This window comes from Streptomyces zaomyceticus (genome assembly GCF_014656215.1).
In the GTDB taxonomy this organism is placed as follows: domain Bacteria; phylum Actinomycetota; class Actinomycetes; order Streptomycetales; family Streptomycetaceae; genus Streptomyces; species Streptomyces zaomyceticus.
In genome coordinates, this window is the sequence record NZ_BNBZ01000010.1 from 33742 (window position 1) to 48708 (window position 14967).

11 protein-coding genes are annotated in these 14967 nt (G+C 75.0%); 4 read left to right on the forward strand and 7 right to left on the reverse strand.

Annotation, left to right across the window (positions count from 1 at the left end; all coding sequences use genetic code 11):
* Positions 1 to 2 precede the first annotated feature (2 nt).
* Both IE311_RS15445 and IE311_RS15450 read left to right on the forward strand, forming a co-directional pair.
* Complete coding sequence (locus tag IE311_RS15445; protein WP_189832421.1) at positions 3 to 671, forward strand: 5-oxoprolinase subunit B family protein; 669 nt, start codon at positions 3 to 5, stop codon at positions 669 to 671.
* Positions 668 to 1537 carry a 5-oxoprolinase subunit C family protein gene (locus tag IE311_RS15450; protein ID WP_189832254.1) on the forward strand — a complete coding sequence of 290 codons (870 nt, stop codon included), beginning with the start codon at positions 668 to 670 and terminating at the stop codon, positions 1535 to 1537. Before IE311_RS15445 ends, IE311_RS15450 begins: the two co-directional genes overlap by 4 nt.
* A gap of 72 nt (positions 1538 to 1609) precedes the next feature.
* Here the strand turns inward: IE311_RS15450 and IE311_RS15455 are convergent, their stop codons facing one another.
* The 6 genes from IE311_RS15455 to IE311_RS15480 form a co-directional block, all read right to left on the reverse strand.
* Positions 1610 to 5290, reverse strand: a complete 3681-nt coding sequence (locus IE311_RS15455; RefSeq protein WP_189832255.1) for a hydantoinase B/oxoprolinase family protein — start codon at positions 5288 to 5290, stop codon at positions 1610 to 1612.
* Complete coding sequence (locus IE311_RS15460) at positions 5287 to 6309, reverse strand: SGNH/GDSL hydrolase family protein (protein ID WP_373313867.1); 1023 nt, start codon at positions 6307 to 6309, stop codon at positions 5287 to 5289. The genes IE311_RS15455 and IE311_RS15460 overlap by 4 nt, the downstream gene beginning before the upstream one ends.
* Complete coding sequence (locus IE311_RS15465) at positions 6306 to 7547, reverse strand: glycosyltransferase (RefSeq protein WP_229901943.1); 1242 nt, start codon at positions 7545 to 7547, stop codon at positions 6306 to 6308. The genes IE311_RS15460 and IE311_RS15465 overlap by 4 nt, the downstream gene beginning before the upstream one ends.
* Complete coding sequence (locus tag IE311_RS15470) at positions 7544 to 8665, reverse strand: glycosyltransferase family 4 protein (RefSeq protein ID WP_189832257.1); 1122 nt, start codon at positions 8663 to 8665, stop codon at positions 7544 to 7546. Before IE311_RS15470 ends, IE311_RS15465 begins: the two co-directional genes overlap by 4 nt.
* A gap of 463 nt (positions 8666 to 9128) precedes the next feature.
* A complete protein-coding gene (locus IE311_RS15475) occupies positions 9129 to 10544 on the reverse strand; it encodes a HEAT repeat domain-containing protein (protein ID WP_189832258.1) in 1416 nt (471 codons plus the stop codon).
* Positions 10545 to 10800: 256 nt separating this feature from the next.
* Positions 10801 to 11193 carry an ankyrin repeat domain-containing protein gene (locus IE311_RS15480; RefSeq protein WP_189832259.1) on the reverse strand — a complete coding sequence of 131 codons (393 nt, stop codon included), beginning with the start codon at positions 11191 to 11193 and terminating at the stop codon, positions 10801 to 10803.
* 308 nt (positions 11194 to 11501) lie between these two features.
* Here IE311_RS15480 and IE311_RS15485 point away from each other — a divergent pair, with 308 nt between their 5' ends.
* Both IE311_RS15485 and IE311_RS15490 read left to right on the forward strand, forming a co-directional pair.
* Positions 11502 to 11696, forward strand: a complete 195-nt coding sequence (locus IE311_RS15485) for a hypothetical protein (RefSeq protein ID WP_015032212.1) — start codon at positions 11502 to 11504, stop codon at positions 11694 to 11696.
* Between the two features lie 37 nt (positions 11697 to 11733).
* Positions 11734 to 13356, forward strand: coding sequence for a hypothetical protein (locus IE311_RS15490; protein WP_189832260.1), 1623 nt, complete (start codon positions 11734 to 11736; stop codon positions 13354 to 13356).
* A gap of 69 nt (positions 13357 to 13425) precedes the next feature.
* Here IE311_RS15490 and IE311_RS15495 read toward each other — a convergent pair whose 3' ends face one another.
* Positions 13426 to 14925 (reverse strand): SCO1417 family PLP biosynthesis transcription factor, encoded by a 1500-nt coding sequence (locus IE311_RS15495; RefSeq protein WP_189832261.1) that lies wholly within the window; start codon positions 14923 to 14925, stop codon positions 13426 to 13428.
* Positions 14926 to 14967: the final 42 nt, after the last annotated feature.

Genomic DNA, 14967 nt, shown 5'->3' on the forward strand with positions numbered 1-14967 from the left:
CCGTGCGTGCGCTGCGGGTGGGTGAGCGGGCGCTCCTGGTGGAGCTGGCCGGGTGCGAGGAGACGGAGGCCTTCCACGCCGAGCTGCTGCGGCGGCGGGCGGCGGGTGCGCTGCCCGCCGTACGGGAGATCGTGCCGGCGGCACGGACGGTGCTGTTGGACGGCGTCGCGGACCCGGACCGGCTCGCGGCCGAGCTGGCCCGTTGGACGGTGGGGCCGCTCCCCGCGCGCGTGGGCGGGGCGATCGAGATACCCGTCCGCTACGACGGACCCGATCTCGTGGAGGTCGCCGCGCTGTGGGGGGTGTCCGTAGAGGCGGCGGTACGGATCCACACGGAGACCGAGTTCCGGGTCGCGTTCTGCGGATTCGCCCCGGGCTTCGGCTATCTCACGGGTCTCGACGAGCGGTACGCGGTGCCGCGACGAGCGACTCCCCGTACCGCCGTCCCGGCAGGTTCGGTCGCCCTGGCGGGGCCGTACACGGGGGTGTACCCGCGTTCCTCCCCCGGTGGCTGGCAGTTGATCGGCACCACGGACGTGGTGCTCTGGGACACCGGTCGGGAACCGGCCGCGCTCCTCGCCCCCGGCGCCCGGGTCCGGTTCACGGTGGCGGGGTCCACGACGGGGACCCGGTGCGCGGCGGAAGGGTCCACGACGAGGGGCGGACGATGAGCGACCGGGCCCTCGCCGTCGTCCGGGCCGGGGCACTGACCACCGTGCAGGACCTCGGGCGCACCGGGTACGCCCACCTCGGCGTGCCCCGCTCCGGCGCCCTCGACCCGGCCGCCGTTCGGCTCGTCAACCGGCTCGTCGGCAACCCGGAGGCGGCGGCCGTCCTGGAGACCACCGTCGCCGGCTGCGCCCTGCGGCCCCGCTGTGCGGTCACCGTCGCGGTGGGCGGCGCGCCCTGCCCCGTCCGGGTGGACGGCTCCCCGGCCGCCTGGGGAACCGCCGTCCGCGTACCGGCCGGGTCCCTCCTGGAGATCGGCGCGGCCGTGCGCGGGCTGCGCGCGTATGTGGCGTTCGGCGGCGGGATCGATGTCGAACCGGTGCTGGGCAGCCGCTCCACCGACCTGCTGTCCGGGCTGGGTCCGCCGCCGCTGGTGGACGAGGCGGTCCTGCCGCTGGGACCGGACGCGGGCGCGGCCGTACGGACACCGGTCGACGCTCCCCCTTGGCCGGGCCCGCCCGGCGAACTCGTCCTGCGGGTCCGGCTCGGCCCGCGCCACGACTGGTTCACCGCTGCGGCGCTCCGGACCCTCGCCACGCGCGCGTACCGGGTGTCGCCGGCCAGCAACCGCATCGGGCTGCGGCTGGAGGGCCCGGCCCTGGAGCGGGCCCTGCCGGGAGAGCTGGCGAGCGAGGGCATGGTGCTGGGCGCGGTGCAGGTGCCGCCGGACGGGCGGCCCGTGGTGTTCCTCGCCGACCATCCGACGACGGGGGGCTACCCGGTGGTGGGAGTGGTCCGGGAGGCCGATCTGGGTGCGGCGGCGCAGGCGGTGCCCGGGACGCCGGTGCGGTTCGTGCCGGTGCGCTGAGGGAGTCCGGGCGTCCGTCCGATCGGGGGAAGAGACGGGGCGGGCGTCCCGGTTCGGCCGGCCGAGCGGCTGCTACTCCGTGCCGGGCGACGGCGCTCGGGCTTCCTCCTCGTCGGGCGGCGGGCCGTACCCGCCGCCGCCGGGGGTGCGCAGCACCAGCACGTCGTCGGGCCCCACCTCCGTGGTGGCGGCGCCGCCGAGGCGCTCCACGGTGCCGTCGGCGCGTTCCACGAGGTTCTCGCCGAGCGCGCCGGGCTCACCGCCCGCCATGCCGTACGGGGGGACCCTGCGGTGTCCCGTCAGCAGGGCGATCGTCATCGGCTCCAGGAACCGGATGCGGCGCTCCACGCCGCGTCCGCCCCGCCAGCGGCCGCGGCCGCCGCCGTCGTCCCGTACCGCGAAGGCGTCGACCCGCACCGGGTGACGCCACTCCAGCACCTCGGGGTCGGTGAGCCGTGAGTTGGTCATATGGGTCTGGACGGCGTCGGCCCCGTCGAAGCCGTCCCCCGCGCCCGAGCCGCTGGCGACCGTCTCGTAGTACTGCACGCGCGCGTTGCCGAAGGTGAGGTTGTTCATGGTGCCGGAGCCTTCGGCCTGGACGCCGAGGGCCGCGTAGAGCGCGCCCGTGACGGCCTGGGAGGTCTCCACGTTCCCCGCGACGGTGGCGGCCGGTGGCTCGGGCGCGAGCATGCAGCCGGGCGGCACCCGGACCTCCAGGGGTTCCAGGCAGCCGCTGTTGAGCGGGATGTCCTCGTCGACGAGGGTGCGGAAGACGTACAGGACGGCGGCCATGACGACGGCCGTGGGCGCGTTGGCGTTCCCGGGCAGCTGCGGGGAGGTGCCGGTGAAGTCGATGACGGCGGAGCGGCGTTCGCGGTCGACGCGGACGGCGACCCGGACGACCGCGCCGCCGTCGGTCTCGTAGCGGTAGGAGCCGTCGTCCAGGCGCGCGACGATACGGCGGACGGACTCCTCGGCGTTGGCCCGGACGTGCCGCATGTAGGCATGGACGACGTCGAGTCCGAACTCGTCGACGGTGCGGCGCAGTTCCTCGATGCCCTTCTCGTTGGCGGCGATCTGGGCCCGCAGGTCGGCGAGATTGGTGTCCGGGTCGCGGGAGGGGTGGGGGGCGCCGGTGAGCAGCGCCCGGGTCTCGGCCTCGCGCAGGCGCCCGTCCCGCACGAGCAGCCAGTTGTCGAAGAGGACGCCCTCCTCGTCGACGGTCCGGCTGAAGGCGGGCATCGAACCGGGGGTGATCCCGCCGATCTCGGCGTGATGGCCGCGCGAGGCGACCAGGAAGCGCAGGGGGGCGCCGGGGGCGGGGCGAGCCTCGGAGTCGTCGTCGAAGCCGGAGGCGTCGTCGAAGACCGGGGTCACGACGGTGACGTCGGGGAGGTGGGTGCCGCCGTGGTACGGATCGTTGATCGCGTACACGTCGCCGGGGCGCAGGTCGTCGCCGCGCCGCCGCAGGACCTCCTTGATCGATTCGCCCATGGAACCGAGGTGGACGGGGATGTGGGGGGCGTTGGCGATGAGGTTGCCCTCGGCGTCGAAGAGCGCGCAGGAGAAGTCGAGGCGTTCCTTGATGTTGACGGACTGGGCGGTGTTCTCCAGTCGGACGCCCATCTGCTCGGCGATGGCCATGAAGAGGTTGTTGAAGACCTCCAGGAGGACCGGGTCCACCTCCGTGCCGGCGGCCACGCGCGCGGGGCGGGGGGCGACCCGGCGCAGGAGGAGGTGTCCGGTGTCGGTCGCGGTGGCCAGCCAGCCGCTGTCGACGACGGTCGTGGCGTCGGCCTCGACGAGGAGGGCGGGCCCCTCCACGGTGTCGCCAGGCCGCAGGTCCTCGCGCCGGTGGAGGGGGGCGTCGTGGGGCGTACCTGCGCTGTGCATACGGACGGTGGCGCTCGGCGCCGCCGGGCCTGCCCGTTCGTCCGGGTCGACGACGGCATCGATCAGGAGGGGGCCGGGCGGCCCCGCCCTGCCCACCGCTTCCACCGAGACGGCCTCGACGACCAGCGGCCGGTCCATGGTGAAGGCGTACCGCGCGCGGTGAACGGCCGTGAACTCGGTTGTCAGCTCCTCTGCGGAGGCGAGGTCCACCTGGAGACTCGCGTCCGTGCCCGCGTACCGCAGGAGCACGCGCGCGTTCGTCGTGATCGCCGCGTCCGGCAGGCCGTCGGCGCGCAGCTCCGCGCGCGTGCGCTCGGCGAGTTCGGCGCAGACCGCCTCCACGCGCGCGAGGGTGCCGGGTTCCTCGAGTTCGGCCTCGACGGATCGCTCCCGCATGGCGGTGGCGTCGGCGAGCCCGATGCCGTACGCGGAGAGGACGCCGGCCAGCGGGGGTACGAGGACGGTGTCGACGCCCAGGGCGTCGGCGACGGCGCAGGCGTGCTGGCCGCCGGCGCCGCCGAAGCTGGTGAGGGCGTACCGGGTGATGTCGTGGCCGCGCTGGACGGAGATCTTCTTGACGGCGTTGGCCATGTTGAGGACGGCGATCTCCAGGAAGCCGGCGGCGACCTCCTCGGGTGTGCGCCCGCCGCCGACCTCCTCGGCGAGGGCGGTGAACCGCTCCCGTACGACGTCGGCGTCGAGGGGCCGGTCGCCCGTCTCGCCGAACACGGCCGGGAAGTGGGCGGGCTGGACGCGGCCCAGCATGACGTTGGCGTCGGTGACGGTGAGCGGTCCGCCCCGGCGGTAGCAGGCGGGGCCGGGGACGGCACCCGCCGAGTCGGGTCCCACGCGGTAGCGGCGTCCGTCGAAGTGGAGGACGGACCCGCCGCCCGCCGCGACGGTGTGGATGCTCATCATCGGGGCCCGCATCCGCACCCCGGCGACCTGGGTTCCGAGTTCGCGCTCGAAGGCACCGGCGTAGTGCGACACATCGGTGGAGGTGCCGCCCATGTCGAAGCCGATGACGCGGTCGTGTCCGGCCCGGGCCGAGGTACGGGCCATGCCGACGACTCCGCCGGCCGGTCCGGAGAGCACGGCGTCCTTGCCCCGGAAATGGGCCGCCTCGCGCAGTCCTCCGTTGGACTGCATGAACATCAGGCGGATTCCGGCGAGTTCGTGGGCCACCTCGTCCACGTACCGGCGCAGGATCGGCGAGAGGTAGGCGTCGACGACCGTGGTGTCGCCGCGCGGGATCAGTTTGATCAGCGGACTGACCTCGTGCGAGGAGCTGACCTGGGTGAAACCCGTGTCGCGCGCGATCTCGGCGACCCGGGCCTCGTGGGCCGGGTGGCGGTAGCCGTGCAGGAGGACGACGGCGGCGGAGCGGAACCCCTCGCGGTGGGCGGCGGCGAGGGCCTCGCCGACGGCGGGTTCGTCCAGGGGCCGGACGACGTGGCCGTGGGCGTCGACCCGTTCGGGAACCTCGATCACGCGCGCGTACACCGCTTCGGGGAGCACGATGTGACGGTCGAAGAGCCGGGGCCGGTTCTGGTAGGCGATGCGGAGGGCGTCGCGGAAGCCCTCGGTGACGAGCAGGACGGTCGGTTCGCCGCGGCGCTCCAGGAGGGCGTTGGTGGCCACGGTGGTGCCCATCCTGACGACGGCGATCCGGTCGGCGGGGACGGGCTCGTCGGGCCCGAGGCCCAGGAGGAGACGGATTCCGGCGACGGCGGCGTCCTGACGCCGGGCGGGATCGTGGGAGAGCACCTTGCGGGTGACGAGCCCGCCGTCGGGGCGCCTGCCCACGACGTCGGTGAAGGTGCCGCCCCGGTCGATCCAGAACTCCCAGCGCCCGTTCATCTCCCCATTGTGGCCGCGAGCGCGGCGGCGAGGGCGTCCTCCGCGCGCGCGTCGAGCGGGGCGGGACCCGTGCCGTCGGCCCAGTGGCGCAGCTCCGCACCGGCGAGCAGCAGAAGTTGCGGAAGCAGGTCGTGGCTGCGGCGCAGGAGCCAGCCGGTGCCCGCGGTGGCGAGCCGGAGCAACGCCTCGGCGCGGGTAGGGGGCGGCTGGAGGGGCTCCCGCGAGGGTGCGGCGCCGTGGGCGAGTCCCCGGTCGGCGAGAAGCCGGTGGAAGCCCTCGGCGACGGCTCGGTGCCCTCGCTCGCCCGGGTGCAGCCGGTCGGCGCTCCACAGGGCGCGGTCCTCGGTCCAGGTGGCGTCGGCGAGGTGCAGATGGACGGCCCCGTAGCGGGCGGAGAGGGCGTGCACGACGGCGTTGACGGACCGCTGGCGGCGGGCGAGGGGACGCGCCAGCGGGGGCGGCAGGCCGAGCATCCGGCCGGCGTCGGGCAGACAGGCGGTCAGGAGTACGGCTCCGGCCTCGTCGAGGTCGGCGAGGACCCCGTCCAGGCGGCGGGCGAGGAGCGCGATGTCGAAGGTGCGGCGCAGGGTGTCGTTGACCCCGACGACGACGGAGGCGAGGTGCGGCCGGAAGGCGAGGGCGCGGGGGGCCTGCCGGTTCGCGACGTCGCCGCTGAGGGCGCCGCTGACCGCGAGGTTCAGGAAGGCGGTCCGCCGCCCCTCGGCCGCGAGCCCGTCGGCGAGCAGCGGCGCCCACCCCCGCCAGGCCCCGTCCACCCGGTCCCCGACGCCTTCGCTGAGCGAGTCGCCGAGCACGGCGAATCGGACGGTGTCGGCGGGACCGGTCCCGGTTCCGGTTCCGGAACACCGATCGGCCGCGCGTCCTGCCGTCCCGGGGTCCTGTCGGGGCGGGGGGACGCGGGCGGGGGCCGCGCCCTGGACGGGGGCCGCGGCCGGCACGGGGAACCCAGCCGGCACGGGAGCCTCGGCCGGCGCGGAAGCCCGGTCCGGCGGGGTCATCGCCATGCCCCTTCCGGGTGGCACGGCGCGGGGTGCGTGACGGCGTCGTGGGCCCGGAGGAAGGCGGTGACCGAGCGCTCCCAGGTGAAGGCCTCGGCACGCGCGCGTGCCGCCCCGCGGCGGGTGGTCTCCGGGACCGCGAGGAGGCCGCGTACGGCGGAGGCGAAGGCAGTCGGGGTGCCCACGGCGGAGGCCCCCGCCGTGCCGACGACCTCCGGCAGGGCCGAGGAGTCGCTGACGACGGCCGGCGTCCCGCAGGCAAGGGCCTCCAGCGCGGAGAGACCGAACGTTTCCGCGGGCCCCGGGGCCAGGCACACGTCGGCCGCCGCCTGAAGGTCGGCCAGAGCCTCCGGGTCGGCGACGTGCCCGAGGAACCGCACCGGGAGCCGCCGCTCCCGTGCCCGCCGCTCCAGGGTGCCCCGCAACGGCCCGTCACCGGCGACCACCAGCGCCGCCGCGATCCCGGAGTCCCGCAGTTCGGCAAGGGCGTCCAGGGCCGTGCCGGGCCGCTTCTCGACGGAGAGGCGCGAGCAGAGCAGGAGCAGTACCCGCTCGCCGTCCGTGTACCGGGCCCGCAGCACGGTGCTGCGGCGGCCGGGGCGGCAGCGGTCCAGGTCCACGCCGAGCGGCGCCCGTACGACGTTGCGGGCGCCGATCCGTACGAACTCGCGCTCCGCCCACTCCGTCGTGCAGACGATCCGCGCGAAGGCCCACGCCGTGCGGCGATTGAGGCGGTCCGCCGCACGGGCGGCGACCGCGGTCGGCACGCCCCAGGTGCGCAGCACACCGTCCGCGGTCTCGTGGGAGACCATCACGGAGGGCACGCGGGCGCGCCGCGCCCACTCCCCCGTCCATCGCAGGGTCGTGCGGTCCGATATCTCTATCCGGTCCGGTGCGAGTTCGTCGAGGAGGCGGCGCACCCGGCGCCGGTCGGCCAGGACCCGGTATCCGCCGGTGCCGGGCAGCACGGGGCCGGGGAGGGTGATGACGCGGCCCTGCTCGGTGTGGACGTCGCCGGCGACGTCGCCGGGGACGACGAGGACCGGTTCGTGCCCGGCCGCCCGGTAGCCGCGGCCCAGCCGGTCGAGAGCGGTGCGCAGACCGCCCGACGTGGGGGTCACGAAGTTGGCGAGCCGCACGATCCGGAGCCCGTGGCCGTCACAGCCGTAGCCGTCACAGCCGTGTACCGCTTCAGCACCGCCTCCGCTGTGAACCCGGTCAACACGACCGACGCTCATGCCGCCACCGCCTTCCGCTCGCGCAGCACCTCCAGGTAGTGGCCGATCAGCTCGTCCCCCAGGACCTCCCAGGTCCGGCCCTCGACGGCGGCCCGCCCCGCACGGCCGAACGCCGTGCGGGACTCCGGCGCCGCGGCGAGCATGGCGACGGCCTCGCGCAGCGCGTCCGGGTCCTCCGGGGGTACGAGGAGCCCCGTGCGCCCGTGGTCGACCAGGTCCAGCGGTCCGCCGGCGGCGGGCGCGATCACCGGGACGCCACTGGCCATGGCCTCCTGGACCGTCTGACAGAAGGTCTCGAACGGGCCGGTGTGGGCGAACACGTCGAGCGAGGCGAAGATCCGAGCCAGGTCCGCGCCGGTGCGCCGGCCCAGGAACCGGGCGCCCGGCAGCGCCGTGCGCAGCGCGGGCCCGCTCGGCCCGTCCCCGACGACCACCACCCGGACACCGGGGAGTCCCGCCGCTCCGGCGAGGAGGTCCACGCGCTTCTCGGGGGCGAGGCGGCCCACGTAGCCGACGAGGAGCTCACCGTGGGGAGCGAGTTCCCCGCGCAGGGCGTCGTCACGGAGTTCGGGGCGGAAGCGCGCGGTGTCCACCCCTCGGCCCCAGAGCCGGATGCGGCCGATGCCGTGGGCCTCCAGGTCCCGGACGGCGGCGGAGGACGGGGCAAGGGTGCGGTCGGCCGCTCCGTGGACGGCACGGAGGCGGCGCCAGGCGGCGCCCTCGCCGGTTCCCACGTAGGTGCGGGCGTACCCGGCGAGGTCGGTCTGGTAGACGGCGACGGCGGGGATCCCGAGCCGGGCGGCGGCCGTCATCCCCCTCGCCCCGAGGACGAACGGTCCGGCGAGGTGGACGAGGTCGGCGCGGTGCTCGACGATGGCCGCGGCAACACGACGGCTGGGCAGGGCGACCCGCACCTGGGGATAGCCGGGCAGCGGGAGCGAGGGCACCCGGACGACGGCGCAGGGGGCGTCGGCGTCCGCGGCCGGGTCGGCGACGGCGGGGGCGATGCCGAGCGGGGTGTGGCCCCGCCGGACGAGGTGGCGCGCGGTCTGCAGGGCGCAGTGCGCCACACCGTTGACGTCGGGAGGAAAGGATTCGGTGACGATGACGACACGCATACGGGTGTTGTCGTCGCGCCCGGCGTGTCCCTGCCAACGTCGATCTTGACGGGGAGGGAACGTCCCATGAGCGTTTCGCGCGGGTGCGGTGCGGAGCGGGAAACGGGTCCGCTGGGGAGAGGGATCGGGAGACGCCCGCGCCCCGCGGGACAGCGCCCGGAAGCACTCGTACCCCGCAGGGCAGCACCCGGGAAGGACCCGCACTCGCAGGGCAGCACCCCGGGAACACCCACGCACGCCGGACAGGAACACGGAAGCACCGGCGTCTCACCGGGCACGGTTGAGGAGGCACCGGTGCTCCGGGGCGGGGCCTCGCTCGGCGGGTTCTCCGCCGGGGGCCGCGCCGCCCCGGAGCCGGGTGACGGGTGACCGGGTCAGGCCGATCGGCCGGGTCCGGCCGGGTCCGGCCGGAAAGCCGGACCTCGATCGGGCCGTGTGTCCGGCCCGGTGTCGACGACCGGGGTCAGACCTGGAGGTCCGGTCCTATCCGGTTGCGCACCGCGGTCTGGACCTCGACCTCCTCGGCCGGGTCGGCGGCGAGGCGACGCAATCGTTCGGCGACGCGGACGTCACCGGTCTCGGCGTGCCCGGCCGCGACCTCGCGGGTGGTCTCCTCGCAGTCCCAGAGGCATTCGACGGCGAAACCGGTCGCGAAGGTGGGGTCGGTGGCGGCGAGGGCCCGGGCCACCCGCCCGCGCAGCTGGGAGGAGGTCGTCTCGCGGTAGACGTGGCGCAGTACGGGGGCCGCGCAGGCGATGCCGAGACGGCCTGCGCCGTCCACGAGCCCGCCGAGCGCGGGCGCGTCGGGGCCTTCGGAGCGGATGGTGTCGCGGAGCGCGCCGAGGACGGAGGGGGAGTCCTGGGCGGTGCCGCGGCAGGCGAGCACGTCGGCGGCGGCGGCGCCGAGAGCGTCGGTCCGCCGGACCCACGCGCGGGCCCGGGCGACGGCGTCCTCGCCGCACATGCGCCGGTAGGCGCCGATGGCGGCCTCGGCGGCTTCGTGGGAGTCACCGTCGGCGGCGGCCTCGACGAGGTCGAGGACGGCGGGGTCCCGTTGCTCGGCGAGGTGGTGCAGGGCGGCGCCCCGTGCTCCCACCGAGCCGTGCCGGGCGGCGGCGAGGAGTTCGGGCCGGTCCTCGGGTCCCGCGACGGCGGTGAGGCAGCGGGCGGCGGGGCCGTACAGCACGGCTCCGCGCTCGTACCCCTCCTGCGCCCAGTCGAGGACGGCGCGCACGCTCCAGCCGGGGCGGGGCCCGGCGGGGCGCATCTGGCGCTGCCAGCGGTCGAAGGAACCCTGTTCCTGGGCGGCCCTGACCCGGGCGCCGACGGCATCGCGCCGGTCCTCGGCCCACAGGCGCCACGGGCGGGGCTCGAAGGCGTCGCGCACGACGCCGGCCAGCTCGGCGTCGCCCGCGGCATCGGCCGGGAAGCGGGCCAGCACGGGAACGGCGAGCGCGCGGAGTCCGGCGTCGTCGTCGCGGAGCGCCAGCTCGTCGAGGGCCCAGGCCCAGTTCGTGCCGGTCGCCGCGTAACGGCGGAGCACGAGCAGGGCGTCCTGGCGTCCGTAGGAGGCGAGGTGCCCGAGGACGGCGAGCGCGAGTCCGGTGCGGGACTCCTCGGTGTCGAGGTGGTCCTCGGCACCGAACAGGTGCGCCTCGATCTCTTCGAGACCTCCGTGGAGGTCCAGGTAGAGACGGGCGTAGTAGAGGGAGCGGTTCTCGACCTGCCAGTCGTGGCGGGGGTCGTCGAGAACGCAGTGGTTGAGGGCCGCGAGGGCCTCGGCGCGTGGCGCGGCGAGTGCGTGCAGGGTGCCGTCGCCGCGGCCCCGCTGCAGCAGGCCGAGCAGGGTGCCGCTCGGCGCTATGACTGGATCGAACATGGGAAGACGCCTCACATCAAGCTGTCGACACGACCGGGGGATACCGGGATGACCCGGGTCGGGCGGTACTTCGCCCGTACGCCTAGGCCGTGCGGCAACATGTCGGGCCGCTTGTCGTCCATCGCCTGCCAGTGACCATCTTCCTCAGCCTCTCGTCGGTGGCCCGTTTTGCCGGGCCCGACGTCATGATGACCCACCCATTTCGCCACCGCGACCACATTTACGACGCCGCTCTCACCTGGGGTTCAGTGCCCGTTCACCGGGATTCGAAGAGCTCGAGGAGTTCGGTCCTGCCGAACATCCGGGCCGTGTCGGCGGCGGACGGAGTCCCTGCCTCCGGATTTGCGCCGCCGGCCAGGAGCGCGCGGATCACGGCGTCCTCCCCCTTGAAGACGGCACCGGCGAGCGGGGTCTGGCCGCGGTCGTTGGCGCGGTCGGCGTCGGCACCGCGCGCGAGGAGGGCGGAAACCGCGGCGGAGTGGCCGTGATAGGCGGCGAGCATGACGAGGGAGTCACCCTTGTCGTTGGTGAGGTTCGCCGGGACACCGGCGTCGACGTAGGCGGCCAGCGCGTCGGCGTCCCCGGTGCGGGCGAGGTCGAAGACCTTGGACGCCAGCTCGATGACCTCGGGGTCCGGAGTCTCGCTCATCGGGTGGGACCGCCTCTCTCCTGCGTTGTGGGCCGGTGCACGGCAAGCGCGGCCGTACGAGTGAATCGACAGGGTACTGCCCGTTCGGGGACATGACCTCGCCCGACCGAGGCAAAGATCACGGCAGCCCGCCCGCGGCCGCTCCTCTAGCGCACGCCGGGCATTTCGCCACCCGACAGTCCGTTCGACGTCCGCCGGTCAAGTGAAATCGGCTGTTTTTCACCCCAATGCACCTTTAGTCACATAGATACTTGCTGTGAACTTGGAAGGACTCATGGTGACTGTCCCCTCAACCAGGAGAACAACCAATGATCCTGTCCATCTCAGGCGTGGTCCTGCTCGGCATCATCTGCTTCCTGTTCTTCAAGAAGGACGGGATGAAGGCCTCGCACGCCCTCGTCAGCGCGCTGTTCGGCTTCTACCTCGCGGGCACCGCCATCGCCCCGAGCATCACGGCAGGCGGGCAGAGCCTCGCCGGTCTCCTGGGCGGGATCAAGTTCTGACGCCCTTCCGTCCCTTCCACACCCTCAGGAGTACTTCGTGGCCCGGCGACCACTCCCCCGCATTCTGAGCAGCGGCAGCGCACAGATCGCTCGTAGTCGAGAGATCGCGCGCACGGCCGCCGACAGTGCCACCGACGTGCTCCATCCGCTGATCACGGTCTCCCGTGGTCTGCGGAAGCTGGCCGCGACCGCGCGCGCCAAGTGGGCCGCGACCCCCAAGGAGCGGCGTGGTCCCACGCTGCTCCTGGTCGCGGCCTGCGTCCTGGTCGTCGCCCTCATGCCGTACGGGCCGCTCCTCGCGCTCGTGACGCTCATGGGCGCGGCCGCGTGGAAGGGACGCGAACGCCCGGTCGTGAAGACCGGGCCCGACGCGGAGGTCGCCCGGCTCAAGGGCCTGTACGAGGCCCTCGTGCCGTACTTCTCCGTCTCCGACGACCCCGCCCCGCTCTTCGCCCACGGCGGCGACTGGAGCGGCGCCTTCACGGAGTACGCCTTCGACGAGGACGGGCGCCTCACCCGCCTGCGGATCGCGTACCCCCCGTACTTCACCGACGGCGAGCCCGCGGCACGCGCGCGTATCGAGCAGCTGCTGCACGCCAAGTCGGGGCGCGGCCGCGAGTACCGCTTCGACTGGGACGAGGAGGGCAACCGGCTCGACCTGAGCGTGCTGCCCGCCCTGCCCACCACCATCGCCGCCCAGCGCTTCGTCACCGTGCCGGGCGAGACCGTCCTCGGATTCACCGACGCGGACGCCGTGCAGCGGACCGTGCCCGTGGTCGCGGCGGACGGCACGGAGGACGCGCCGGCCGTGGTCTGGCGCACCGGCCCCCGCTCCACCGAACCGCATCTGCTGATCGTCGGCCAGCCGGGCAGCGGCACCACCTCCCTGCTGCGCTCGATCGCGCTCCAGGCCCTTCCGCACGGCGACGTGCTGATCGTCGAGGGCGGCGGCACCGGCGAGTACGCGTGCCTCACCGGCCGCGACGGGGTCCTGGCCGTCGAGTGCGGGCTCTCCGGCTCGCTGACCAGCCTGGAATGGGCGGCGCACGAGACGGAACGACGTCTGATCGCCGCCAACCGGGCCCGGCAGGCCGGCCACCCGGCGCCGGAGGACACCCGACGGCCGCTGTGGATCCTGGTCGACCGGCCGAGCGTCCTCGGCCACCTGGCCGCCGCCGACGGCCGCCCCGACCCGCAGGAGCTGCTCGAGGTGCCGCTGCGGCACGGGCGCGCGGCCCAGGTCACGGTGGTGGTCGCCGAGCAGTTCGACAGCGCGGACACGCTCAGCGAGGCCGTACGGACGCACACGCGGGCGCGGATCGTGCTCGGTCCCGCCGCCCCCGAGGAGATCGCGGCCGTCCTCGGCTCCGAGCCGCACACCACCCCGACGCCCCAGGTCCCGGCCGGTCGCGGCTACGCGCGCCTGGGCACCGGACCGGTCCTGCGCCTCCAGGTGCCTGCGACTCCCGACCCGTACGACGACGGGACGAGCGAGGCGCACCGGCAGGCGGTCCTCGAGCTGCTCCCGGAGCGTCGCACGGAGACGACCGTGGCGATCAAGACCGTCGCCGTCGCGGCCCCCGAGCCGGCCCCGGCCCCCCGCGCCGAGCCGGATCCCGGCCCCGCCCCCCTGCACGCCCCCGTACCCGCAGAGGGCTGAGCACCACGTACGAAGAGAGGCCGGTGCGGACCTGGATGTCCGTACCGGCCTCTCCGCATGCGCGGGCCACTACGCCACGAACGACCGCGGCGGCTCCGCTCCCCCGCCCGCGCCCGACTCGACCAGCCGGGCCGCGGCGGCGAGCCGGGCGGCCGCCTCGTCGGCCACCGGTCCGCCGACCGTGAAGGGCAGCCGGACGAAGCCCTCGAAGGCCCCGTCGACGCCGAAGCGCGGCCCGGAGGGGACACGGACGCCGACCCGCTCCCCCGCCTCGGCGAGCCGGGAGCCGGAGAGTCCGCCGGTGCGGACCCAGAGGGTGAGACCGCCGCGCGGCACGGAGAACTCCCACTCCGGGAGCTCCCTGCGGACCGCCGCGACCAGCGCGTCCCGGTTCTCCCGGGCCTGGTCGCGGCGGAGCGTCACGGCCTCCTCCCAGCCGCCCGTCCGCATGAGCCAGTTCACCCCGAGCTGCTCGAGGACGGGGGTGCCGAGGTCGGCGTACGCGCGCGCGGCCACCAGGGAGCGGATGACGTCGGGCGCCGCCCGGACCCAGCCGATGCGCATGCCCGCCCAGAAGGCCTTGCTGGCCGAGCCGACCGTCAGGACGGTGGAACCGGCCGGGTCGAAGGCGCAGACCGGCCGGGGCATCTCCAGGTCGTCGTCCAGCCCCAGTTCGGCCATGGTCTCGTCGACGACGAGGACGGTGCCGGCCGAGCGGGCCGCGTCCACGAGCTGCCGCCGCTGGTCCTCGTCGGCCAGCGCGCCGGTCGGGTTGTGGAAGTCGGCCACGACGTACGCGAGGCGGGGAGCCGCGTCGCGCAGCACCTGGCGCCACCGGCCCAGGTCCCAGCTCCCGAGGCCCTCGGACATCGCGACGGGCACGAGCCGGGCGCCGGCCGCCCGCATCAGCTGGAGGATGTTGGCGTACGAGGGGGACTCGACGGCGATGCGCTCGCCGCGCCCGGCGAAGAGATGGCAGATGGCGTCGATGGCGCCCATGGCGCCGGTCGTGACCATGATCTGTTCGGGCATCGTGGGGATGCCGCGCGCGGTGTACCGGTCGGCGAGCATCTGGCGGAGCGCGGGGAGGCCGGCCGGGTAGTCCCCGTGGGTGTGGGCGTAGGGCGGCAGTTCCTCCAGCGCCCCCTGGACGCCTCGGGTGAGCCAGGGCTCGGGTGCGGGCAGCGCCGCGCAGCCGAGGTCGATCATCGAGCCGAGGGCCTCCGGGGGCAGCGGTTCGAGGCCCCGGGCGGGCAGCGGGTTCCCGGCGGGTACGGCGGTCCAGCTGCCGGCGCCGCGCCGCGACTCCAGGAAGCCCTCGGCGCGGAGCGCCTCGTAGGCCGCGGCGACGGTCGTACGGCTGACGGTGAGGGCCAGGGCGAGTTCCCGCTCGGCGGGCAGCCGGGCGGCGACCGGGACGCGCCCCTCCAGGACGAGCAGGCGGATGCCGTCGGCCAGGGCGCGGTAGGCGGGCGGCTTCCTGGCGCCGGGTCCGGCGGGCCGCGGCTGCTGCGCCTGGAGCTGTCGCGCGAGCTGGGCCGGTCCTACCGCCGAAGTCCACTGGGCCATCGAAATCAGTCCACCTTCCTCGAATTGGCCATGGTTGGCACC